The sequence below is a fragment of the Xanthomonas sp. 10-10 genome, assembly GCF_040182365.1.
GTDB lineage: Bacteria > Pseudomonadota > Gammaproteobacteria > Xanthomonadales > Xanthomonadaceae > Xanthomonas > Xanthomonas arboricola_F.
Genome location: NZ_CP144460.1, coordinates 1,708,161 through 1,733,013, shown reverse-complemented (window position 1 = coordinate 1,733,013; position 24,853 = coordinate 1,708,161). Strand labels below are relative to the sequence as shown.

Annotated in this window: 15 protein-coding genes; 5 read left to right on the top strand and 10 right to left on the bottom strand. The window is 64.4% G+C overall.

Features of this window, described 5'->3' with window-relative positions; all coding sequences use genetic code 11:
• Positions 1-90 precede the first annotated feature (90 nt).
• The 3 genes from VZ068_RS07335 to VZ068_RS07325 form a co-directional block, all read right to left on the bottom strand.
• Complete coding sequence (locus VZ068_RS07335; protein WP_349657300.1) at positions 91-2,943, bottom strand: TonB-dependent receptor; 2,853 nt, start codon at positions 2,941-2,943, stop codon at positions 91-93.
• Between the two features lie 320 nt (positions 2,944-3,263).
• Positions 3,264-4,844 carry a sulfotransferase gene (locus VZ068_RS07330; RefSeq protein ID WP_349657299.1) on the bottom strand — a complete coding sequence of 527 codons (1,581 nt, stop codon included), beginning with the start codon at positions 4,842-4,844 and terminating at the stop codon, positions 3,264-3,266.
• A 39-nt stretch (positions 4,845-4,883) separates the two neighbouring features.
• Complete coding sequence (locus VZ068_RS07325; protein ID WP_259165984.1) at positions 4,884-5,336, bottom strand: type VI secretion protein; 453 nt, start codon at positions 5,334-5,336, stop codon at positions 4,884-4,886.
• 159 nt (positions 5,337-5,495) lie between these two features.
• Here VZ068_RS07325 and VZ068_RS07320 point away from each other — a divergent pair, with 159 nt between their 5' ends.
• Positions 5,496-6,998, top strand: coding sequence for a sulfotransferase (locus VZ068_RS07320; protein ID WP_349657298.1), 1,503 nt, complete (start codon positions 5,496-5,498; stop codon positions 6,996-6,998).
• Between the two features lie 18 nt (positions 6,999-7,016).
• On the opposite strand, the gene VZ068_RS07315 is transcribed toward VZ068_RS07320, so the two are convergent.
• The 7 genes from VZ068_RS07315 to VZ068_RS07285 form a co-directional block, all read right to left on the bottom strand.
• Positions 7,017-8,300: an aspartyl/asparaginyl beta-hydroxylase domain-containing protein gene (locus tag VZ068_RS07315; RefSeq protein WP_349657297.1), complete on the bottom strand. Its 1,284-nt coding sequence runs from the start codon at positions 8,298-8,300 to the stop codon at positions 7,017-7,019.
• Positions 8,301-8,454: 154 nt separating this feature from the next.
• Positions 8,455-9,420, bottom strand: a complete 966-nt coding sequence (locus VZ068_RS07310; RefSeq protein ID WP_349657296.1) for a cation diffusion facilitator family transporter — start codon at positions 9,418-9,420, stop codon at positions 8,455-8,457.
• A 308-nt stretch (positions 9,421-9,728) separates the two neighbouring features.
• Positions 9,729-10,631: a 3-hydroxyisobutyrate dehydrogenase gene (gene mmsB / locus VZ068_RS07305; protein ID WP_349657295.1), complete on the bottom strand. Its 903-nt coding sequence runs from the start codon at positions 10,629-10,631 to the stop codon at positions 9,729-9,731.
• Between the two features lie 118 nt (positions 10,632-10,749).
• Positions 10,750-11,928: an enoyl-CoA hydratase/isomerase family protein gene (locus VZ068_RS07300; protein ID WP_259153346.1), complete on the bottom strand. Its 1,179-nt coding sequence runs from the start codon at positions 11,926-11,928 to the stop codon at positions 10,750-10,752.
• Entirely contained in the window at positions 11,928-12,725 is a 798-nt protein-coding gene (locus VZ068_RS07295) for an enoyl-CoA hydratase (protein ID WP_259153344.1), read from the bottom strand. Before VZ068_RS07295 ends, VZ068_RS07300 begins: the two co-directional genes overlap by 1 nt.
• Positions 12,722-13,903 carry an acyl-CoA dehydrogenase family protein gene (locus tag VZ068_RS07290; RefSeq protein WP_349657294.1) on the bottom strand — a complete coding sequence of 394 codons (1,182 nt, stop codon included), beginning with the start codon at positions 13,901-13,903 and terminating at the stop codon, positions 12,722-12,724. The genes VZ068_RS07295 and VZ068_RS07290 overlap by 4 nt, the downstream gene beginning before the upstream one ends.
• A 10-nt stretch (positions 13,904-13,913) precedes the next feature.
• A complete protein-coding gene (locus VZ068_RS07285) occupies positions 13,914-15,419 on the bottom strand; it encodes a CoA-acylating methylmalonate-semialdehyde dehydrogenase (RefSeq protein ID WP_349657293.1) in 1,506 nt (501 codons plus the stop codon).
• 135 nt (positions 15,420-15,554) lie between these two features.
• On the opposite strand from VZ068_RS07285, the gene VZ068_RS07280 reads away from it, so the two are divergent.
• The 4 genes from VZ068_RS07280 to galA all read left to right on the top strand — a co-directional run bounded on the left by VZ068_RS07280 (position 15,555) and on the right by galA (position 24,053).
• Positions 15,555-16,940 carry a short-chain fatty acyl-CoA regulator family protein gene (locus tag VZ068_RS07280; protein WP_349657292.1) on the top strand — a complete coding sequence of 462 codons (1,386 nt, stop codon included), beginning with the start codon at positions 15,555-15,557 and terminating at the stop codon, positions 16,938-16,940.
• Positions 16,941-17,300: 360 nt separating this feature from the next.
• Complete coding sequence (locus tag VZ068_RS07275; RefSeq protein WP_259166014.1) at positions 17,301-19,988, top strand: TonB-dependent receptor; 2,688 nt, start codon at positions 17,301-17,303, stop codon at positions 19,986-19,988.
• A 304-nt stretch (positions 19,989-20,292) separates the two neighbouring features.
• Positions 20,293-21,495 (top strand): arabinogalactan endo-1,4-beta-galactosidase, encoded by a 1,203-nt coding sequence (locus VZ068_RS07270; protein ID WP_349657291.1) that lies wholly within the window; start codon positions 20,293-20,295, stop codon positions 21,493-21,495.
• Entirely contained in the window at positions 21,492-24,053 is a 2,562-nt protein-coding gene (gene galA / locus VZ068_RS07265; RefSeq protein WP_349657290.1) for a beta-galactosidase GalA, read from the top strand. Before VZ068_RS07270 ends, galA begins: the two co-directional genes overlap by 4 nt.
• The last annotated feature ends 800 nt before the right edge of the window (positions 24,054-24,853 follow it).

Here is a 24,853-nt window from a genome sequence, read left to right as displayed (position 1 = left end):
TTCGCCGATGACGCAGGTGGCGAAGCGTCACAACAAAGAACGGCGAGCCAAAGCTCGCCGTTCTTTGTTTACAAAACGCGGTGAGACGACTTAGAAGCGCAGACCCACGCTGGTGAAGATGTAACGACCAGCCTGGTCGTAACCCCCCAGGGAGTTGCCGTTGAAGGTCAGGCTGCCGCCCACCAGCGGCGGCTCCTTGTCGGCGATATTGTTGACGCCCAGCGTCCAGGTGACGTAATCGCCCAACTGCATCGAACCGGACAGGTCGAAGTAGTTGTACGCCGACACCTTGTTGTCCTGGTTCACCAGGCGCACGTCGGTCGTGCCTGTGGTTCCGTCGGTGTTCTGGTAGTCCAGCTCACCGATGTAGCGCCAACGCAGACTGACGGTGTAGCGGTCGAAGTTGTAGCGCGTACTCAGCACATGTCGCCACTCGGCACTGTTGCATGCCACGTTGACCACGCCTGCGCAGTCGTAGGTCACTTCCTGCACACCCGGAACCGGCTCATATTCCTGCTTGAGGGCGTAGCTCCCCATCATCGAAGCGGTCAGGCGACCCGGCCCGACACTCCATGCATACGATGCGGTCAGATCGATCCCCTGGAAGTGCAATGAGCCGAAATTGTCCTGGGAATTGAAGATCAGGCCGGAGACATCCGGGTCGCTGCCGCGGAACAGGTCGCCGGTGGTGGCGTTGCGGCGGACGCGGCTGCAGATATCCGCGTTACCGGTCACACCGCATGCGGTCAGGATGTTGGAAGAACCGATGGCACGGATGGCGTCGTCGATCTTGATGTCGTAATAGTCCACGCTCAGATCGAGCCCCTTGATCGGGCTGGCCGCGAAGCCAACCGTCCAGGTATTGGCCGTTTCCGGTTGCAGAGCAGTATTACCACCGGCGATCTCGTTGTACTGCCCCGCTGGATTTGCCGCCACACGGCCGTATTGCGCGGCCGTCACCCCGGTGTTGGCGCACTGGGCCTGGGTAAATGTCGGATTGGCGCCAGCGCAGGGGTCGCTACCGCTCCACAACCCGATCGTATTTTCGTTGTACAGCTCGGTGACGTTCGGAGCGCGGATCGCACGGTTCCAGCCTGCACGCAGGTGATATTTGCCATCGACGAATGTCGCACCCAGACCCGCCTTGTACGTGCTGACGCCTCCGGAGATGTCGTAGTCCGAATAGCGATAGCCAAGCTGCATATCCAGATGATCCAGGCTGCCTGCGTTGGCCAGAATCGGCACGGCGCCCTCCAGGAACAATTCCTTGACGCTGATGTCGCCGGACACATTTGATGTTGGGCCGCCCAAACCTGTGAAGTTGCCGGTCTGCATATTGCTATCGGCAACGCGCCTGAAGGTTTCAGTACGGGTTTCCACGCCACCGACCACGCTGATCGGATTGTCGCCGGCCCACGGCAGGCTGTAACCGAAGTTGCCGGTCACATAGGCATTGAAAACGCGCATCGAGGTTTCGTAATTGACGATACCGACGCCCTGGAGCGCCTGCGCTTCCGCTGCAGTCACACTATCGTTCCAGACGCTGTATGGCACGCAGCCGTCGAATGCGCCAGGCTGGCAGCCCAATAGCGCATCGCGCACCCGGGTGGTGACGAAGTCGTTGATGTTTTCCGACTTGGTGGTACTGCGGTTATAGGTAAAGGAGGCGTCATACGACCAGTTGTCGTTGATATCGCCCTGCGCACCGGTGGTGATGCTGAAGCTATTGGTATCCGATTCGGTGATGCGCGGGCCACCTTCGACGTTGCGCTTGGCAACATACACCGTGAACTCGTCGTCGGTAATACCGACATCGTTACACAGGCTACCGATCACCGATGTTGCGCAGTTGACGTTGAGGTCGGTAAAGAATGCGCCCGAGGGAGCGATCTGCGTCGAACTCTTGCGGTTGACGAAGAGGGTCTCGAGGTAGGGCTTGAAGTGCTCGTTGACCTCGTACTTGATGCTGCTGCCAGCCGTGTAACGCGTATCAGGCCGTTGGTAGTAATTCAACGGCGCAAAATTGTAGAGATTGGGCGAGGCGACCTGCGACCAGGTCCCGCCTGCGGAAGGCTGCACATAGAACGCGCCCGCCGACGGGGCAACAACGTAAAAATTGGCAGGGTCCGCAGTCGCCGAGCCGCCGCATGCAGTGCCCCCGTTGCTCAATGCACAGGCAGAGTAATCACGCTGCCCCTGCAACAGGGGATCATTCTCGCGCCAGGTTGCCCAGGCGGTCGCATGACCCGATTCACCGAAACTGCCGCCGATCGCCAGATCCACATTGCGGGAAATACCATCGAAACCGGAATTGCCCGTTGGATAATCGTATCCCGCATCATCCATCAGACCGCGCATCAACTTGTTGCCGTTGTCGTGCTGAAAGGCGTTATAGCCCATATCGACACTGACACCTTCAAACTCGTCGTCCAATATGAAGTTGACCACGCCGGCGACTGCGTCCGAGCCGTACACCGCAGAAGCACCGCCAGTGAGCACATCCACCCGGCGCACCAGTGCGGCAGGAATGATGCTGATATCCGGACTTTCACCGATGCCCTTGGGGATACGCCTGCCGTTGACCAAGGTCAGGGTCCGTTGCGCACCCAAGCCACGCAGATCGACGGTTGCATATCCATCCGAACCGTTGTTGGCAAAGTTGTCGAAGCTCGCGGCAAGCTGGGGATACTGATTGATCAGATCTTCGACCTTGGTCGCGCCGGTGTACTGGAATTCTTCCTTGTTGATTTCCGCCACCGGACTGGAGGCAGTCATCGTCTGGCTCTTGATACGCGTACCGGTGACATTGACCGTATCCAGACTTTTGGCATCCATCGACGGCTGCTCCTGCGCCATCACGCTACCGGTAAACGCCAATGCAGCGGCGCCAACCGTGAGCGATACCCTGATGGCATCGCGCAACTTGGTGGTCTTCAATCTCATTTCTCTCTCCGACAGTGCGAACGGGTGGCGCAGGGCAACACCTGCCATCAGATAGCGGCAAAGTGCGCAACCACTGCGACGACGCAGGCGAGCGCATCAAACGGCGCCGACCACATTGGCTAGCGGGGGGCGAAATAAGCGCCCCAAATATCGCTGCCAAGCCGATGCTAAGGCGATGTCAAAGAAAATTAAAGCCCCGTTCAGCAATGCTCTGAAAGGGTGCGCAAAAGCCCCAAAACGGTGCGTAGATCACGCGATGGTGGCAGGTTCGCAGTGCCATCGAGCAAGCGATCATCTGTCCGTTGAGGCCGCTGCACCGATCACCTGGCCGTCGGCACTTCAATGCCTGCTATCTGCAACCGCTTCACGAGCGTGCCGAGTGCAGACAGATGCCGGCGTGAGCCATGTACCGAGCGCTGATGAACCTCTCCGCGTACCTGCGCCGCACTTGCAGTGACAAAGGCCACTTCCGTCATCTCAGGCACGGCCTCGCGCGAGGCAAGCCCGCACCACTGCAACACCCGAGCAATCTGTTCGCCCGTATCGCGTACCAGCTCTTCGTAGTGCACGTCCAAGATCTTCCCCGGAAGCAGCGCATGCCAGTGACGCATCGTCTGCTGATATGCCAGGTAATACTCGCCAATTTCGTCAAGCGCGTAAGAAAACGGATAAGCGTTGTAGAACAGGGTTTTGTACATGGCGTAGCAGGTATCGAGCGGATCCCGGACCAGGTGGATGATGCGCGCCTTCGGCAAGGCGGTTGCGATCATTCCGCAGTAGAGATAGTTGATCGGCATCTTGTCGATCAACAGCCGGTGCCCATGAACGACCTCACGCGCGCCGCGAAGGTAATCCTCACCGAGCGCGGCAAAATCGATCTGCAACGATGCCTGTGCCGCGGTCAGCATCGGGTTGCTTGACAGTATTGGCGACGTCGCAGCTCCCAGCAGCGCACCGAAGTCCATCAACTCCCCTGCCGAACGGGCGTCAGCGTGCTGTACGAGTAGCCGTTCAAGCAGCGTGGTGCCCGAGCGCGGCAAGCCGACGATGAAGATGACGCCCTCGCCACCCTGCCCCGAGCGCAGCGTCTGCAACGCTTCCGGACCGTAGGCGTCGCCTATCTCCGCGATCCGTGCGCACTCGGCAGCGACGTCGTACCGCAAGGTCGCGCGCTTGCTGGCAGCGGCGATCGTCAGTGTCTGAAACGACTCCTCGTGCCGGCCAAGATCTTCCAGCTCCTTGGACAGTGCAAAAAGGGCTGCCGGCCTTGCCTGCGCATCGAACGAGGCTGATGCCAACCTGCGATGCAGATCCTCCAGGTGGTTCTGCTGCGTGGTCTGCCGTCGCAAACTGGCACGCAGATACAACGCATCGCCGGCGTTGGGCACCAGCTGCAACAACCGATCCAGAATGCGCTCTGCAGCATCGAACTCACCGCTGAAAAATTGCATCGTCGCAAGGTCGTACATCAGTCGCGGCTGCTCTCCGAGCAATGTCAGCGCCTGCCGGTAGGCGTCGCGTGCGGCAACCACGTCCTGGCAGCCGCTATGAAGCGTGCCGATCTGCCACAGCGCAGCTCCGTCCGCCGCCGACAGTGCCTGCGCCTGGCGGGCCACGCGCCGCGCCTCGTCGCGGCGGCGCAGCTGCACCAGCAAGCTGCCGTACTTGATCAGGAGAGGTACCGGCGACACCGCAACCGCTGCAGCACGCGCGATGCGCTCGGCCGCGGCGTCCGGATCGCCGTTCGCCAGCCAGGCTTCGCTAGCCAACTCAAGCAGATGCGCATCATCGCGATGGCGCGCACAAGCATCCTCTGCCAGTGCAACCGCATCGCGATAGCGGCCTTGGCGCAACAACTGGTAGCCGTCACGCAGGATGCTTTGGGGCTCGATTTCGGTCAATCTGGTCTCTCCCGGTCACGGATATTGGTATCGGCGATGTCAATCGAGGCGGCGGGCCCGCAGTGCGACGCCGCCCGGGGTGACCAACATGTAGCTCCCCATCGCAGCCGTGCGAATTGTCACTGCATCGCCCTCGGCCAGATGACCGCGGCTGGTGGCTTCTGTCAGCGCCCAGCGCTGCCGTGTATCCAGCACAACCACGCGAGTGCCGTCGGCTCGATAGGTCACCGTGACCACGGTGGCGCTCACCTGTGCTGGCGGCTTTACCGGCGACATCGCCGATGCCTGCGCCGGGTTGCGGCCGAATTCGCGTAGCCCCCTGCCGGCTTCAGCGGCGCGCACTTCAGGCGATGGCGGGAAGCTCGCGTCGTAACAGGCCAGCCGTGGCAACGGATCGGGCACCGACGCACAGGCATGCGTGGTCACCTGCTGCGCCGCCGCGCTCGTTGCGCACACCATCAGCAGGGTTCCGAGGGATTTGCACGTGGGCATTGCAGGTCTTCGCTGTCGACGATGTCCGAGCATACAAGGCAAGCGCTTGGCCGGGTACGGGACCGGCCGTGGTTTCGTCGGCAGGCCGATTGACACACCGCGCACGCTGCCCAAGCATGCAGCCATACCGGTTCTCCATCTATGTTTCGGGAGCATGCGTTGAACGCCTCTTTGCAGCAGGCCACAAAACTCCTGCAGCAGGGACATCTGCAGCAGGCAACCGAGGCCTATCGACAGGTGCTGCAAGCACAGCCCCGCTGCGCCGATGCCTGGTACAACCTGGGTTACCTGCTCCGCCGTCATGGCGACGCAATCGGGGCACTCGATGCTTACGGGCAGGCCCTGCGCTGCGGCGCCTCGGAGCCGGAGCAGATTCACCTCAACCGTGCCGCACTGTTGAGCGACCATCTGCATCAGGATGGGCTGGCGCTCGAAGAACTCGGGCTTGCGCTGCAGTGCCATCCGGATTATCCGCCGGCGCTGCTCAACCTCGGCAACCTGCATGAGGAAATGGGCGCGCGCGATCAAGCGATCGCGGCCTATGCCCGACTTGTTGCGATCGCTGGCGCCGACACATCCATCCACGCGCTGCAACTGCAGGCGAACGCGCGATTGCTGCACCTGGACCCACCCGCGCATGCGCAGGATCCGCGCCTGGCCAGGCTTGCCCATGTTGTGGCGTCGCCGGGCCAGGAGGCAGCGTTGTCGGCCATTGTCTTGCACGCGCTTGCGCAGGCTTACGATCGCCTGGGGCTGCACCAGCGCGCATTCGAGACTGCAAGCGCGGCCAACCGTGATGGCTACGCACAGGCACGCCGCTACGACCCCACCCAGACGCAACAGCGTTTCAGCCATATCCGCACCGTGTTTGCCGACGGCGCCAGGTTGAGCGAGCGCTCTGCTCCGTTCACCGAGCAGAACGGACCGGCGCCGCTGTTCATCTGCGGCATGTTCCGCTCCGGCTCCACATTGCTCGAACAAGTGCTGTCGCGTCATCCCTGTATTGCCGCCGGGGGCGAGCTGGACGCGCTGCCCCGTCTGGTTGCCCAAGCGTTGTCACCGTTTCCGCAAGCCGCGCAAGACCTGCCTGCACAGACCAGGGCGCAGTTGGCAGCCAGTTACCGGCAACGTGTGGCGCTGTCGGTGCCGCAGCACGCGCAGTTGCGCTACATCACCGACAAGCGGCTGGACAACTTTGAACTGATCGGCTTGATCAAGCAGCTCTTTCCCTCCGCGAGGATCGTACACACACGCCGCCATCCCCTGGACAACGGGCTGTCGATCTTCATGCAGCAACTCAATCCGCACCGATTCGGCTATGCAGGCAGACTGGACGACATCGGGCATTTCTATGGCGCATCTACGCAATTGATGCAGCACTGGCTGTCGCTGTATCCGGACAGCATCCACAGCTTCGACTACGACGCCTTCGTTGCCGCGCCGGAGCCTACGCTGCGGGCGCTGCTCGATTTCCTGAAGCTGCCGTGGGAGCCGCAGTGCCTGGAGTTCCACCGCGCGCGCAACGCGGTCAGAACCGCCAGCTACTGGCAGGTGCGCCGCCCGTTGCATGCCGAGGCATCGGGCCGCTGGCGCGCGTACGCCGCCCAGCTCGGGCCGCTGCGGCAGGCACTGGCAGCAGCGGGCGTGGCGATCGACGACTGATCGCCGGCTGGTACGCACTCATCCAGCGCGGTGGCGTGCGATGGTCGCTTCCATGGCATTGACCATGGCGCGCTCTTCCTCGCTCAACTGAGGATTCCACACGTCGAAGATCAGCACGACACGCGCCTGCATGCTCTCGTTGCGCGCTTCGTGCTCGATCGAGTCATCGAACACGAGGACCTTGCCGATCTCCCAATGCCGCCAGTCGTAACCCACCCGGAAGCTGCAACCTTCCGGCACGATCAACGGCAGGTGCGCCACCAGGCGCGCATTGGTCTCGCCATGGTGCGGGGGAATCACCGTCTGCGGCGCCAATACCGAAAACATCGCATTGGGGCAGACACCGGCAATCTGTGCAGCATCGACTGCTGCCAGTGCGGCAGCGGTTGCAGGACACTTTCGTAGATGGGCCTCCACAGGCTGCCCATGTTGCCAGAGCGGGTATGAGCTCCATGCCAGCGAGTGGTTGAGTTCTTTCCACTGATTCACCGGCTGATCGGGTGCGTAGGCGATATAGGGCGCAAATCCGCCGCTGTCGGCCGCCATGACGGCACGCAGCTCCTGTGCGATGGCATCGGTCTGTCTCTGCACTGCATCGACCCAGGGAAACGCCGCCGGGTCATGGAAGGGCAATGCAGGCAAGCGCGGAATGAGCAGGCGGTTGGACTGGGAATGGAAGGGGCGGGATCGGCCGATTGCGATCGCCGCCGCCTCATCCCACCGCCCCTGCAGCGCAGCATTCACCGACTGACGCGGCACCTGCAGCGCGGTCCGTAGCTGCGCCTCCAGTTCCAAGGTGTCGTGCTCCACTGCCCGACTGGCGCGTGCGAGTTTGTGGCGCAGAACGGCCGGCCAGTGTGGTTGGGGTGGTGCAACCGTCAAGGCGTCGCGGTAGACACCGGCAGCGGCACGCGGCCTGCCACGCGCCTCCAGAAACTCGGCTTTCGCCAGCAGGCCAGGTAAAAAGTAGGGATCCAGCGCCAGCGCAGCGGCAATGGCCTGCCATTCGCCGTCCAGGTCACCCTGCGCCTGCTTCACCACGGCAATGGTCAACGCGACCATCGGATCGGCCGGGCTGGCTGCCCGCGCGCCGTCCAGGTACGCGATGGCGGCCTGCGTGTCGCCGCGCTGGTAAGCGTGAACCCCCAGGCTATACAGCGCCTGCGGGTGCGTCGGCGCCAATTGACGCACGCGCTGCCATAACGCCTCGGCTTGCTGCCAGTCCCCTGTCGATGCTGCGGCACCGGCCTCCTGCGCGAGTTCGGCAATCCGCTCGTTCACCTGCCCGACCTTTACCGCCATGACACCCGCCGTGTGCAGAGCTCATCCCGCGCCGATCATACGGCGTAGGCGGTCATGCGACAGCCGGTCGTGACGCCGTGAGCGCTGGCGCCCGCCTCTCGTCCTGCCCGTCAGCACACCTGCAACACGCCCAAGCCACGACGACACCCACCGCTCAGTGGGAATGTCCGCCATGCCCATGCGCGTGCCCGTGGTGATCGTCATGTGCGGCGCCCGACGCGCCCTTCGGCGTGCCGCAGGGTTCGGTACCGCAATCGCCGCTTTCCACCTGCAAGGTGACGTGGGCGATGTCGAAACGGTCGTGCAGCAGCGTGCCGAGGGCGTCGCGCAGGCGATCGCGGTCGGTGCTGTCACCGACCACCACGTGCGCGGTGAGTGCCGGCGTGCTGGAGGCCAGGGCCCAGACGTGCAGGTCGTGCACATCGTCGACGCCGGGATAGCTGGTCAAGGCCTGACGGACCTGCGCCAGGTCGATGCCTTTGGGGACGCCTTCGAGCAGGACGTTGATCGCCTCGCGCAGCAGCACCCAGGTACGTGGCAGCACCCATAGGCCGATCAGCACGGCCAGTACCGGGTCGATCCACTGCCAGCCGGTCCAGCGGATCAGCAAGGCGCCGATGATCACCGCCACCGAGCCGAGCATGTCGCTCCAGACTTCCAGGTATGCGCCCTTGACGTTGAGGCTCTCGCCGCTGCCGGCATGCAGCAGCTTCATCGCGACCAGGTTGATCACCAGGCCGAAGCCGGCGATCAGCAGCATGCCGTTGGAGGAAATGTCCTGCGGCGCGCGGAAGCGTTGTGCGGCCTCCCAAAGGATATAGGCGCCCACACCGAACAACAGCGCGCCATTGACCAGGGCACCCAAGGCTTCGAGACGGACATAGCCGTAGGTGCGACGCGCGTCCGCCGGGCGCCGGCTCAGCCGCACCGCGAGCAGCGCGATCATCAGACCGAGCGTGTCGGTGGCCATGTGCGCCGCATCCGACAGCAGCGCCAGGCTGTTGGACACGAAGGCGCCGATGACCTCGGCCACCAGAAAGGCGGCAGTGAGCCCGAGCGCCCACCACAACGGTGCTTCGTGGCGGATTTCGCTGGGTGCGTGGCTGTGATCGTGTCCCATGGGGTGCAGTGGCCTTGTGCGATGCGCGCACCTTAGGCGCGTGCGATGGCGGAGACTATTACACCCGTGCGTGATGACATCACATCACGTGAGCGCGGCGCCTTGTTGCCCAAGCCGGGTGGCAACTCGGAGCGGCCCACAAAATCCCTCGAACACCGCAGAGGTGGCGGCAATGTGCCGACCACGCTGCATTCGTCAGCCGGTGGAGTGATGTCGTCCTGGCGATGACGTTGTTCGATCGCCTATCGATACGAAGGCGCGTTACCACGCTGGCGACGCCCACTTGGCGGTGGGCGTCGTAGTCGCTCTCACACCTTGGCCACAAGCTTGACCACGCTGGAAAAATCCAGCGCACCGTTGCCGGCCTGGCTGTTCATGGCGTACAGGTTGCGTGCCAGCTCGCCGAGCGGAATCGACACGCCGGCCTGCACTGCGGATTCGGCCACCAGGCCCAGGTCCTTGAGCATCAGGTCGTTGCCGAAACCACCGCTGTATCCGCGCGAAGCCGGCGCGTTGGGCAGCACGCCAGGCCAGGGATTGCAGACCTCGGTGGCCCAGCTGCGGCCGGTGCTGACCGCCATCATCTGCGACAGCACCGCCGGGTCCAGGCCCTGCGCCACGCCAAGCGCCAGCGCTTCGCCGGTGGCAGCCATGATCACGCCCAGCGCCATGTTGTTGCACAGCTTGGCGACCTGACCGGCACCGTTGTCGCCGACATGGAAAATGTTCTTGCCCATGGACTCCAGTACCGGGCGAGCGCGTTCCAGCGCGTCGGCGGCACCGCCGACGATGAAGGTCAGCGTGCCGGCGGCGGCGCCTGCGGTGCCACCGGACACCGGCGCGTCCAGCATCGCCAGCCCGCGCGCGCGTGCGGCATCGGCCACCTTGCGTGCGGAAACCGGCGCGATGGTGCTGCAGTCGATCACCAGCGCGCCGTCGGGAATCTGCGCCAGGATGCCGCCATCGCCCAGATACAAGCCTTCGACATGCCGGCTGGCCGGCAGCATCGAGATGACGATCTCGGCATCGGCCAGGGTGTCGGGCGCCGAGCCTGCTGCGTGCGCGCCGGCGGCCGATGCCGCATCCAGTGCGCCCTGCACCAGATCGAAGACGCGTAGCTGGTGGCCGGCCTTGATCAGGTTGGCGGCCATCGGCCCCCCCATGTTGCCCAGGCCGATAAAAGCGATCTTGATCATCGTGTCGATCTCCACAGTGGAGCAAATAGCGAACTTGTCGGGCGCACGCGCAGCGCTTGATCGCAAGCGGCTTCATGCACGCAACGTGCGCGGCGGTTACGTGGGCGCGTCGAACCTGCGACGCACGCGGTCGTCATGTCTGATACACACCAAGATCTGCCAACGGATGCTGCGCAGCCGGCCACGGCGCATTGAAGAAAGCCGCCGCCCATTGCGTATCCGCTTCGCTCAGCGATGCCGGCTGCCACTGCGGCTGGCGATCCTTGTCGATCAGCAGCGCACGGATGCCTTCGGCAAAATCGCCGTGGGCGGCGGCATGCAGCGCCACTACGTACTCGGTGCGGAAGGTATCGGCCAGTGTGGCGGTGCCGGGATGACGTTGCAGCTCCCATGCCAGCCGTGCCGAACCGGGTGAGCCAGCGGCCAGGCTCGCACGTGCAGCCTGCAGCCAACTGTCCTCGCTTTGCAGGGCCTGGATCGCATCGACCACCTGCTCCAGCGTGTCGGCGGCCACCAGTTGCGCGATCAATGCCGCATGCAGTTGCAGCGGGCCCGGTTCCAGCGGCTGCGCGATGCCCTGTAAAAACGTGCCCAACTGCTCGCGGTCGATGCCGGCGTCGCCGGTCCAAGCGTGCGCGCTCAACGCGTCCAGCACGGCGCTGTATTGGGCATGTTCCAGACGCACGTCGGCCAGGCCGGCGTAGATGGCATCGCTGGCATTGAGCGGCGCGCCGGTCAAGGCGAGAAACAGGCCAGCGCCGTGCGGCACGCGTCGCAACAACCAGCTGCCGCCCACGTCGGGAAACAGGCCGACGCTGATCTCGGGCATGGCCAGGCGAGAACGCTCGGTGACCACGCGATGGCTGGCGCCGGACATCAGGCCGATTCCACCGCCCATGACGATCCCATGCCCCCAGCACAGCAGCGGCTTGGCATAGGTATGGATGCGGTGATCCAGCCGATATTCCTCTTCGAAGAATGCGGCGGCATGCGGATTGTCCTGCGGCCGTGCGCAGCGCTGGGCCGCATCGGGCACCGCATCGCGATGCGCGCGCATGCTCTGGTACAGCCCGTGCAGATCGCCGCCAGCGCACAACGCCTTGTCGCCGGCGCCACGCAGCACCACGCAGGCAATCTGCGCATCGTCGGCCCACACCTGCAGCTGCGCATCCAGCAGCCGGGTCATCTGCAGCGAAAGGCCATTGAGCGTCTTGGGCGCATTCAAGGTTGCGATCCCGATGCGATGCCCGTCGGCACAATCGCGCTGCTCGAACAGCACCGGCGCCTCGTCGGTTGCGCTTGCCTCCGCCATCAGCGCTTGCTCCACTGCGGTGCGCGCTTTTCCAAGAATGCGGCAACACCTTCGGCCTGGTCGGCCTGTTCGAACAGGTCAACGAAGGCTTCGCGCTCGGCCACCAACGCGGCAGCGTGCGTGCCATGCCGGGTGGATTGCACCAGACGCTTGCAGGCCGCCACGCTCACCGGGCTCTGCTTGCCGGCACGCTGCGCCCAGGCTACCGCCAGCGCGCGCGACTCACCCTTGCCCACCACCTCCTCCACCAGGCCGATACGGTGGGCGGTGGCGGCATCGATGCGCTCGCCCAGCAGGATCATGCGCTTGGCCCAGCCTTCGCCGACCAGGCGCGGCAGGTTCTGCGTGCCGCCCGCGCATGGCAACAACCCGACGCTGGCTTCCGGCAGCGCCAGGTGCGCCTGCTGTTCGGCGATGCGCAGGTCGCAGGCCAGCGCGCATTCCAGACCGCCGCCCATGGCATAGCCGTTGATGGCGGCGATCGACACGCCACGGAAGGCGCTCAACGCCTCGAACGCTTCGCCAAAGCGACGCGCGGCCTCCCGCGCGGCGGCCTTGTCGCCGTCGGCAAACTGCTTGAGGTCGGCGCCGGCGCTGAAGAACTTTTCGCCCTCGCCCGTGATGACCAGCGCGTACACGCTGCGGTCGGCATCGAGCGTATGCACCAGATCGCGCAAGGCAGCCAGGCTCTGCACGGTCCAGGTGTTGGCCGGCGGGTTGCTCAGCGTGACGATGGCCACATGCCCATCGCGCTCGACCTGCAGGCCGGCATGCACGCGTCCTTCCCAAGTGCTCATCGCAGTTCCTCCTCGCCGTTGAGCAGATGGCGCGCCACGATCATGCGCATCACCTCATTGGTGCCTTCCAGGATGCGATGCACGCGGCTGTCGCGCAGCAGGCGTTCGATCGGGTATTCGCGGATGTAGCCGTAGCCGCCGTGGATCTGCAGCGCCTCGTCGCAGATGGCAAAACCGGCATCGGTAGCGAAGCGCTTGGCCATCGCGCACCACACGGTGGCATCGTGGCTGCCTGCATCGAGCTTGCGTGCAGCGGTGTGCACCATCTGCCGCGCGGCCACCAGCTGCGTGGCCATGTCGGCGAGCTTGAATTGCAGCGCCTGGAAATCGGCCAATTTTTTGCCGAACTGGCGGCGCTCGCCCATGTAGCGGCGCGCGGCATCCAGCGCGCCCTGCGCCGCGCCCAGCGAACAGGCAGCGATATTGATGCGGCCGCCGTCCAGCGCCTTCATCGCCATCTTGAAGCCCTCGCCCTCCTTGCCCAGAAGATTGCCGGCCGGGATGCGCACATCGGTAAAGGTCACTCCGCGCGTGGGCTGACTGTTCCAGCCCATCTTTTCTTCCTTGCGGCCGTAGCTGATGCCCGGCGCATCGGCCGGCACCACGAAGGCGCTGATGCCGCGTGCGCCATCGTCGCCGGTACGTGCCATCACCACCAGCACATCGGTGGCGCCGGCACCGGAAATGAAGGCCTTGCTGCCGTTGAGCACATAGGCATCGCCGTCGCGCTGGGCGCGGGTTTTCAACGATGCCGCATCCGAGCCGGCACCCGGCTCGGTGAGGCAATACGAGCCCAGCTTGGCGCCGCTGGTCATCGCTTCGCCCCATTGCGTACGCACGCCGTCGTTGCCGTAGCTGGTGATCAACCAGGTGGCCATGTTGTGGATGCTGATGAAGGCCGAGGTGGACGGATCGACCGTGGCGAGTTCTTCGAACACCACTGCCGCATCCAGCCGGCGCATGCCCAGGCCGCCTACGCCTTCGTCGGTATACAGGCCGCAGAAACCCAGTTCGGCGGCCTTGGCAATCGCCTCGCGCGGGAAGTGGCTTTCCGCATCCCATTGCGCGGCATACGGGGCGAGCTCCTTGTCGGCGAAGTCGCGCGCCGCGGCGCGGAACGCTTCCTGCTCGTCGTTCAGATCGGCCGCGTTGGCGTGTAGCTGGATGGCTGCATTCATGGCGTTGAGATCACTTGAGAGAGATGGTGGTGTTGACGCCATGGCCCAGCGTTTCGTCGTCGAACCAGCGCGCAGTGACGGTCTTGGTCTGGGTGTAGAACATCACCACCTGCTTGCCGTACGGGCCCAGGTCGCCGAGCTTGGAGGCGCGCGAGCCGGTGAACGAAAACAGCGGCACCGGCACCGGGATCGGCACGTTGATGCCGACCTGGCCCACGTCGATGTCTTCCTGGAAGCGCCGCGCGGCAGCACCGGACTGGGTGAACAATGCAGTGCCGTTGCCGTTGGGATTAGCGTTGACCAGCGCGATCGCATCGTCGAGCGTGTCTGCGCCCAGGATCACCAGCACCGGGCCGAAGATTTCTTCGTCGTAGATGCGCATGCCCGGGGTGACGCCGGAAAAGATCGTCGGGCCGACGAAGTTGCCCTGCTCCAATCCCGGCACGGTCGGGCTGCGACCGTCCAGTTCCAGCGTGGCGCCCTGCTCCACGCCGGAAGCGATCAGGCCCTCCACGCGCTCACGCGCCGCACAGGAAATCAGCGGGCCCACGTCGGTGCCCTGCGCGTTGCCCGCGCCCAGCGTCAAGGTCCTGGCCTTGGCGACCAGGGCGGGAATCCACTGCTGCGCTTGGCCCACCAGCACCAGCGTGGAGGCGGCCATGCAGCGCTGGCCGGCAGCACCGAATGCGGCGCCGACCATCGCATTGAGGGTCTGTTCCTGATTGGCGTCCGGCAGCACCACGGCGTGATTCTTGGCGCCCATCATGCATTGCACGCGCTTGCCGGCCAGCGATGCGCGGCGGTAGACGTGCGTGCCCACCTTGGTCGAGCCGACGAACGACAGCGCCTTGATATCCGGGTGATCGCACAGCGCGTTGACCACGTCTTCGCCGCCGTGCACCACGTTGAGCACGCCCTTGGGAATGCCGGCCTCCAAGGCAAGCTCGACCAGGCGCATGGTGACCATCGGGTCCTGCTCGGACGGCTTGAGCACGAAGGTGTTGCCAGTCGCAATCGCCATCGGAAACATCCACAGCGGGATCATCGCCGGGAAATTGAACGGCGTGATGCCCGCGCACACGCCCAGCGGCTGCAGCAGGCTGTAGGTATCCACGCCGGTGGCGACGTTGTTGGCCAGCTCACCCAGCTGCAGGTTGCCGATCGCCGCGGCGTGCTCCACCACTTCCAGGCCGCGGAACACATCGCCTTCGGCGTCGGCCAGGGTCTTGCCCTGCTCGGCGCTGAGCAGCGCGGCCAGCTCGGGCATGTGCTCGCGGATCAGCTGCTGGTACTTGAGGAAGATGCGTGCGCGGGCGCCGATCGGCGTCTTGCGCCAACCGACGAAGGCGCGGCCGGCGGCGGCCACCGCAGCGTCGACTTCGGCCGTGGTGGCGAACGGCACCTGCGCCAGTACCGACTGGTCGGCCGGGTTGACCACGTCCTGCCACTGATCGCTGGTTGAAACCAGCATTTCGCCATCGATCAAAAGGGACACGCGGGGGACGGATTCGCTCATCACAGGGCTCGCTTGTAGAAGGACATCGGGCCGACCGGCCCCGTTCTTCGCATTGTTCGCAGCCCGCACCGGCTTTCCCAGACTTCACTTGCTTAATCGCGCTAAGCTTGCGGCACAATTTTGCGAATCTTGCGAATGCCGCAGCCACCCCCCGCCCTCCGCCATCAGCTCGGCCTGCGCCTGCAACGGCTGCGCCAGCGCCACGGCCTGACCCAGGCAGAGCTGGCGCGCCGGCTAGGCCTGTCTCCCAGCTATCTCAACCAGATCGAGCGCAACCAGCGCCCGCTGACGCTGGCGATCCAGCAGCGTCTCAAGGCCACCCTGGGCGATCTGGAAGGCCTGCTGGATCTGGACGACCCGGCCGCCCTGGCCGACCCGCTGGACGAGTCGCTGCGCAGCCTGGGCCACACGCTGTCGCCGGCCGAGTTGCGCGCGCTCACCGGCAACCTGCCGCAGGTGGCGCAGGCGCTGCTGGATCTGCACCGCGCCCATCAGCACCTGCTGGAGCGCAATGCCGCACTGGAAATGCAGATCGGCGTCGAGCATGCGGCGATGCCGTCGCTGTCGCCCGGCGAGCAGGTGCGCGATTACTTCAACCGCGCGCACAACTATCTTCCCGAACTGGATGAGCGCGCCGAGGCGTTGTACGCCGAACTCGGCCTGACTCCGGAAAACCTGCCGCTGCGACTGCGTCAGCGGCTTGCCGACCGCCACGGCCTGCTGGTGCAGGAGGCGCCCGATCTGCACAGCGACAAACGCAGCGTGGATGCGCAGGCGCGCGTGCTGTGGCTGCCCGCCCATCTGCGGCCCGGCCAGCAGGCGTTCCAGATGGCCGCGCACCTGGCCTTGCTGGAATGTGCACCGTTGCTGGAAGCGCGCATCGCCGATGCCGGATTCATGGATGCCGAGCGCATCGCGCTGTCGCGGATCGGGCTGTCGAATTATTTCGCCGGCGCGCTGGTGATGCCCTACAGCGATTTCCTGCGCAGTGCGCAGCTGTCGCGCTACGACATCGAATGGCTGGCGGACCGCTTCGGGGTGGGTTTCGAGGCGGTCTGCCACCGCCTCAGCACCCTGCAACGGCGCGGCGCGGCCGGGCTGCCGATCTTCTTCATGCGGGTGGACCGCGCCGGGAACGTCTCCAAGCGCCATTCGGCCACCGACTTCCACTTCTCGCATGTCGGCGGCGCCTGCCCGCTATGGATCGTGTACGAGGCCTTCAACCAGCCAGACCGCATCCTGACCCAGATCGCGCGCATGCCCGACGGGCGACGCTATTTCTGGCTGGCGCGTCAGGTCAGCAGCGGTACGCCCGGCTACGGCCGTCCGCGCAAGACCTTCGCACTGGCGATGGGCTGCGACCTGCGCCATGCCGACCAGCTGGTCTATGCGCGCGGTTGGGACCTGGGCGCGGTGGACGACGCGGTACCGATCGGGCCGGGCTGCCTGACCTGCGAGCGCAGCGACTGCGTGCAGCGCGCATTCCCCGCCCTGCCCCGGTTGCCGGTCAGTCCGCGCTAGCGAGACCAACCCGCGCCACTGCCACCTGGGCAACATTTGATCGCCCCGCACGCACCCACGCCAGACTGTGACGAAGCAGACGCTAGCGCTGCAGTGCAGCATTCCAAGCCGAGATAGCTCCCGCAAAATGCTTCATTGGAATGGAATGACTCGCGCTTCTACCCTGAAGCGGACACATGCAGGACAGGGGGACGCCAGCGCGATCGTCGATCGTGGCAGCGCCACAGCAACGCACTCACCGTAACCGCGTCACCGCACTACGCCATACCCGCTCGATCGCGCCAGACCCAGGTCGGCGCCGGCGGGCAGCACCAGCCGCCATCACTTATTCGGTCACTTAATCCTGGGAGGGATCAACCGATGCCTGTTCACCATACCGGTCACCCGGCCAGCCGGCGCCTGCGCCGCACGCCGGTCCGCGACGTCCTCTGCACCACCATCGCCTTCGTGCTCGCCACCGCGTTCAGTGCGCAAGCGCAGGACACCGCGCCCGCCGCGCCGCCGGCCAACGACACCAGCGCCAGCAATGCGCAGGCACCGGTGACGCTGGACAACATCACCGTGATCGGCCAGCGCGCCAGCCTGAATCAGGCCGTGCAGGCCAAGCAGATGTCCGATCACGTCATGGAAGTGATCTCCGCAGACAACATGGGCCAGATGCCCAACGTCACCGTGGCCGAAGCGCTGGTGCGCCTGCCCGGCGTCAACGGCACGCGCGACCGCGGCAACGAGAGCCTGGCCACCGTGCGCGGCCTGGGCCCGCGCATGACCATGGGTACCGTCAACGGGCGCGAAATCGCCTCGTCCGAGCCCAACCGAGCGGTGCGCTGGGAAGTGTTCCCCACCGAGATCGTCTCCACCGTCAAGGTCTACAAGACCCAGTCGGCCGACCTGGTCGCCGGCGGTCTGGCCGCTACCGTGGACATCTCCACCATCAGCCCACTGGACTACACCGGCCCGGGCTTCGTCGGCACCGCCGGCCCGGTGTTCTACGACCACGCCAAGGATGTGGACGGCTACACCCCGTGGGGCAGCCGCTTCGGCGCCAGCTGGGTGCACAAGTTCAACGACAATCTGGCCGTGGCCTTCGGCGCGACCTATCAGAAGCAGAAGAACGCCAGCTCCTCGATCGGCAGCTGGGGCTACACCGATGCCACCACCTCGCGCGACGTCGATGGCGATGGCACCCCGGATCCCACCCCGTGGGGCGCGGCCGATCAGCTCAAGCTGATCGACCAGACCCGTACCGGCGCGATGGGCACCGTGCAATGGCGCTCGGGCAATTTCGAGTTGAAGTTCGACGGGTTGTATTCGCGCATCGAAATCGACGAAGACCAGCTGCAGAACTGGTTCAACGGCCTGGCCTTCAGTACCTTTTCCGGCGCAACCAACCCGTACACCACGCCGGGCTCGTCCTACACCATCGTCGACGGCGACGTGGTGGCCGGCACCCTGGCCAATTCCAACCTGCAGGTCGACCATGTGGTCAGCCACTACAACGAGGTCAAGACGCTCACCGCCGGCGGCCTGAATGCCAAGTGGAACGGCGATGTGTGGACCTTGGGCAGCGATCTGTCGTTCTCGCAGGCCAAACGCGACAACACCTGGCAGGCGGTGCGCTTCGGCAGCAATCCGGACACGGTGTCGTTCGATTTCCGCCGCAGCGTGACACCCACCATCAGCACCAGCTCCGATACGCCCGAATACGGCATTGCCGGGCAGACCGAACCGCAGGCGCTTCGCGACAAGATCGCCGCGCTGGCGCTCAATGCCAGCCGCTCGGTCGATGCAGGCCCGTTCACCTCGCTGGAATTCGGTGCACGCGCGGCGCGGCGCGAAAAGCAGAACCGGCATTTCATCAGCAACCAGTCCGGCTACGACCAGCCGATCTCGGCGTACCAGGACCTGATCTACCCGGTCACCATGCCCGACTTGAACGTCCCCACGCTGACCGGCGGCAATCTGGGCGAGATCGCGCGGATCGGATTCGGCGGCTTCGACCCGACCACGCTCAATGAGCAGATGCTCGACCACTGGAACGTCAAGGAAGACGTGCGCGAAGCCTTCGCCAAGGCGGTCTTCAGCTCGCAGCTGTTCGGCACCGATGTCACCGGCAACGTCGGCGTGCGCCTGGTCAACACTAAGACCAGCAGCAACGGCTTCGATTCGGTCGGCGGCACGGTGCAGGCCAGCAGCGACAGCAAGGAGTACACCGACGTACTGCCCAGCGCGACGCTCAACTTCCTGATCGACGATCAACGCATCCTGCGCTTTGCGGTGGCCAAGGTCATCGCACGCCCGCCGCTGGACGAACTGCGCACCGGCCGTCGCCTGGACGACCCCACCGTCACCGTCGGCCAGCTCACCGGCAGCGGCGGCAATCCGCAGCTGGACCCGTTCAAGGCCACCCAGGTCGACGTCTCCTACGAGTGGTACTTCCATAAGGAAGCATTGGCGGCACTGGCGGTGTATCGCAAGGAAGTCGATTCCAGCATCGGCTACCGCACCGATCGTGAAGTGATCAACGGCCTGGACTACCTGGTCAGCGCGCCGTTCAATGGCGGTGGCGGTTACATCAATGGCGTGGAACTCACCTTCCAGACGCCGTTCTTCTTCATCCCGCACATGGAAAACTTCGGCGTCTATTCCAACTATTCGCTGGTGGATTCCAATCTCAAGGAATTCTCGCCGGAAGACAACCCGCTGCCGCTGAGCGGCCTGGCCCGCAAGACCGGCACCTTCGACCTGTGGTACAGCAACGGCACCTTCGAAGCACGCGTGGGCTACAAGTACCACAGCCCCTACACCGTGGTGTACGGCTGGAATGCCGCGCGGCTGGCACGCCTGCAGAGCGAAGGCACCGTGGACCTGAGCTTGAACTGGCAGTACAGCAAGCAACTGGGCTTCCGCTTCCAGGCCGGCAATCTCACCAACGAGCCGCTGCGCGCCTATACCGACAACAAGCCCAACCGCCTGGCCAATCAGGACGATGGCGGCTACCAGCTGTTCGGCCGTCGTTACCAGCTGGAAGCGACGTACCGCTTCTAGGCATGGCGGCGAACCATGACGCGCAGTCGCCGGCAACGCATCGACGGCACGCAGGAACCGGCAGCTACGCGTCATGCGTGCCGGTTCCGTGCAGGCCGCCATGCCCCTGGCGCCTGCACCGTCATGCTTTATTGCAGCCCTACATATGCATCCGGCGCACGCTGCGCAGGGCAGCAGGCCAGTGAAGTCGATCCGCGGGAACAAACTGCAACCCTGGTTGCGATTCCGCACAGCGCCTGCGTCGCGCGACGGCCACATGCAGCATGCTGTTGGCCGCTTCATGATTGATCTGTCGAGGAATAGCATGCGCTCTACACGCCGCTTCTGGACGCCGACGCTGCTGGCGTTGGCATTGTCCGTTTCCGCACACGCCGCCCAGCCGCCCGCCACGTTGTATCTCGGTGCGGACCTGTCCTACGTCAACGAAATGGAGGAATGCGGGGTGCAGTACCGCGAAAACGGCGCGGTCACCGATCCATTCGAACTGTTCCACGCGCATGGCGCCAACCTGGTGCGGGTGCGGTTGTGGAACGATGCACGCTGGACCAAGTACAGCGACCTGACCGATGTCAAAAAGACCATCGCACGCGCGCGCGCGCAGGGCATGCAGGTACTGCTGGACCTGCACTATTCCGACGATTGGGCCGATGGCGAAAAGCAGCTGATCCCCAAGGCCTGGGCCAGCATCACCGATACCGACGAGCTTGCGCGCACGCTCTACGGTTTCACCTACGACACCCTCAGCGCGCTCGACCGCGCCGGGCTGATGCCCGAACTGGTGCAGGTGGGCAACGAAAGCAATTCCGACCTGATGGACAGCCAGCCCTGGGACAAGAAACGCCCCATCGACTGGCAACGAAACGCCAAACTGTTCAACGCAGGCATCAAGGCGGTGCGCGACATGGGCGCGCACTCGACGATCAAACCGCGGGTGATGTTGCATATCGCCCAACCGGAAAATGTGGAGCCGTGGTTCGCCGCCGCCACCAAGGCCGGCGTTACCGACTTCGACCTGATCGGCATCAGCTACTACCGCAAGTGGTCCACCCAATCGATGGCGCAACTGGGCAAGACCATCAAGCGCCTGCGCAGCCGCTTTGATGCCGACGTGGTGGTGGTGGAAACCGCCTACCCGTGGACGCTGGAGTCCGGCGACACCTCGCACAACCTGCTTGGCGAAGACTCGCTGATTGCCGGCTACCCGGCCACGCCGCAAGGGCAGTCCAGGTACATGATCGATCTCACCCAGCTGGTGATCGACACCGGCGGTGCCGGTGTCGTGTACTGGGAACCGGCATGGACCAGCAGCAGCTGCAAGACGCGCTGGGGCACCGGCTCGTCATGGGAGAACGCCAGCTTCTTCGATTTCAAGCATGGCAATGACGTGCTGCCGGCGATCGACTTCATGCACCACCCATACACCGGCGCGCCACCTTCGTATGTGCCCACAGTGCACACGCCTGCATCGGCACAACCGGCAGGCGCCGGCACGAGGACACGGCCATGACCGGCATCAATCGCCGCGCGTTGCTGCGCGGCATGCTTGCGAGCGGCGTGAGCGCGGCACTACCGGTTGGCAGCGCTGCCGCCCTGGTGCCCGGCGTCGCCGCATCGGCAACGGCCAAAAACACCGTGCCGGTTGGCCCATTGGGTGACCCAACGCTGGCACCACGCGAGCGGCTGCTATTGGATTTCGGGTGGCGCTTTCATCTGGGCCATGCCGGCGATGCGTCGCGCGATTTCGACTTCGGCACGTTTCAACGCACCTTTGCCAAGGCTGGCAAGGACACCGCCACCTGCGCGCAACTGGCCTTCGACGACAGCAGCTGGCAGCAGGTGGATCTGCCCCACGACTGGGCCGTGAGCCTGCCGTTCCGCCCGGAACCGATCTCCGCCTCGATGACCGAGGAAGACCCGGCGGCTGCACACGGCTACAAGGCGCTGGGGACCAGCTTTCCGGAAAACAGCGTGGGCTGGTATCGGCGCACGCTGCAGATTCCGGCAAGCGATCTGGGCAAGCGCATCTGCCTGGTATTCGACGGTGTGTTCCGCGATTGCGTGGTGTTCTGCAACGGCCACATCGTCGGGCGCAACGCCAGCGGCTATTGCGGCTTCGAGGTCGACCTGAGCGAAGTGCTGGACTACGGCAAACCCAACCTGATTGCCGTGCGCGTGGATGCCACGCTGGGCGAAGGCTGGTTCTACGAAGGCGCCGGCATCTATCGCCATCTGTGGCTGCAAAAGACCGATCCGCTGCACATGCCGCAGCACGGCGTGTTCGTGCGCAGCACCGTGCACGGCGACAGCGCCACCGCGCAGGTGTCTGCCGAAGTCCGCAATGACGGTACTGCCCCGCGCCAGTGCAGCGTGCAGGCCAGCATCACCGCACCCGATGGTCGCGTGGTTGCAAAGGCGGTCAGCGCGGTGGTGACGGTGGCGCCGGGCCAGGTGCAGTTGCTTGAGCAGACCCTCCCGCTGGGGCAGGCGGCCCTGTGGTCGATCGACGCCCCGCAGCTCTACACGCTCACCGCCAGCGTGCACAGCGATGGCAAGGCAACCGATGCGGTGGCCACGCCGTTTGGCGTGCGCAGCATCGCCTTCGATGCGCAGCGCGGCTTCCTGTTGAACAGCACCCCGCTCAAGCTGCACGGCACCAACAACCACCAGGACCATGCCGGCGTCGGCACCGCCATCCCGGACGCCCTGCACGAATGGCGCCTGCGCCAGCTCAAATCGATGGGCTGCAACGCCTATCGCAGCTCGCACAATCCGGCCACCCCCGAATTGCTCGCACTGTGCGACCGACTGGGCATGTTCGTGATCGAAGAAACCCGACGCATGTCCACCGACCCCGAAGCGATGGGCGAACTGGAAACCATGGTCCGGCGTGGGCGCAATCATCCCAGCGTGATCCTGTGGTCGCTCGGCAACGAAGAACCGCAGCAGGTGACCGAGCGCGGCGCGCGCATCGTCGCGCGCATGCAGCAGCGCGTGCGCCAGCTCGACCCCACCCGCCCCACCACCTTTGCCATGGACAAGGGCTTTGGCGACGGCGTGGGCCAGGTGGTGGATGTGGTCGGCTTCAATTACCGCACCAGCCAGATGGACGGCTTCCACGCGCAATACCCCGACATCCCCATCTACGGCAGCGAAACCGGCAGCACCGTGTCGGTGCGAGGCAATTACCAGCGCGACGACGCACGCGGCTATACCCGCGCCTACGACCTGGAGCACCCATGGTGGGCCAGTACCGCCGAAGCCTGGTGGAGCTATGTCGCGCAACGCCCGTACATCGCCGGCGGCTTCATCTGGACCGGCTTCGACTATCGCGGCGAACCCACACCCTACAACCGCTGGCCGAATGTCGCCTCGCAGTTCGGTGTGCTAGACAGTTGTGGCTTTCCCAAGGACAACTACTGGTACTACCGCGCGCAGTGGACGCGCGAGCCGGTGCTGCATCTGTTCCCGCACTGGAACTGGGACGGACTGCTGCAACCCGACGACAACGGCCACCTCGCCGTCTGGTGCCATAGCAACCTCGACGCGGTGGAGTTGCTGGTCAACGGCGTCAGCCAGGGTCTGCAGCAGGTGCCCGCCTACGGCCATGTCGAGTGGCGGGTGGTCTATGCGCCCGGCGTGATCGAGGCACGCGGCTATCGCGGCGGCAAGCTGGTGCTTACCGAACGCCGCGAGACCGTCGGCAAGCCGGCTGCGATCCGCTTGAGTTGCGATCGCAAGGCGCTGCGCGCCGACGCAGAAGATGTTGCAGTGATCAAGGTAGAGATTGTCGATGCACAAGGCCGCCTCGTTCCCACTGCCGACACGCAAGTGAAGTTCGCCGTGCACGGCGCAGGCAAGCTGATCGGCGTCGGCAACGGCGACCCCAGCAGCCACGAGGATGACAAGGCATCACAGCGCAAAGCGTTCAACGGCCTATGTGCGGGGCTACTGCAAACAACGCGAAAGGCTGGCGACATTCTGTTGCAGGCCAGTGCGCCAGGTCTGACATCTGCCACCTTGCGTCTGCAGGCTGCCAAGTCGGCCTTGCGGCCGTCGGTGGGCTGAACCTCGACCACCAGGAGCAGTTCGCCCATGCCCAGTCCCGTGCTTCTGATCGGCGCGGGCAATGGAGTCCTCGGTCGCCACGGTGACCGACAGGGCGCGGCAGCATAGGACGTTCAACGGTGGGTACGTGGCGTTACTGCAAACCGAATGGACGTGCGACAGATTGGGTCGCATGGCGATGTATCCGGCCCGACATCCCAGAAGCGGCGCCTGACTTCGCCGCGTGAATTTTTGTGGCTTGAGTCACCTGCGATCTTCTCCGGGGACCCCACCGATCATCGCTCGATGCAGGTAGCAATTCGTCGACGCGTATGCAGCCAAACGAACCAACTCACCAGGCGATTCCGAGCGAGGGACGACGCGATCGTCGTTATGTTGCATGTGTGTGCCCCGGCCCATGGTGGCGATGGGACTCAGCCGCGCAAAATCCCGTGCAGAAGGCGATCTAGCTCGACCGAAAGAGCGACGACTCAGAATTATTTTCTTGACTGCTGCAGCTCGCTTGATGCGCTACTTGAGGGACGCCGGATGAGCGACCCGCTATTCCACGGCCATATAAGACCCAGCCAGATTCACCATGGGCGCCAGAAAACCTATACCAGGTATCGAATAATGCATCGCTAAAATCAAACCCCCTTCGCAATTTGACATCGCTTTTCGACACAAAGATCCGGTTATCTTTTGAGACAAAATAACGTCATTAAATCGCATAGACACCCTATTATCGGCAAACAATAAGTTATGCAAAGATAGTAACCTACTTTATCCCACTTCATCGAAATTTTTGTCAACAACTGACA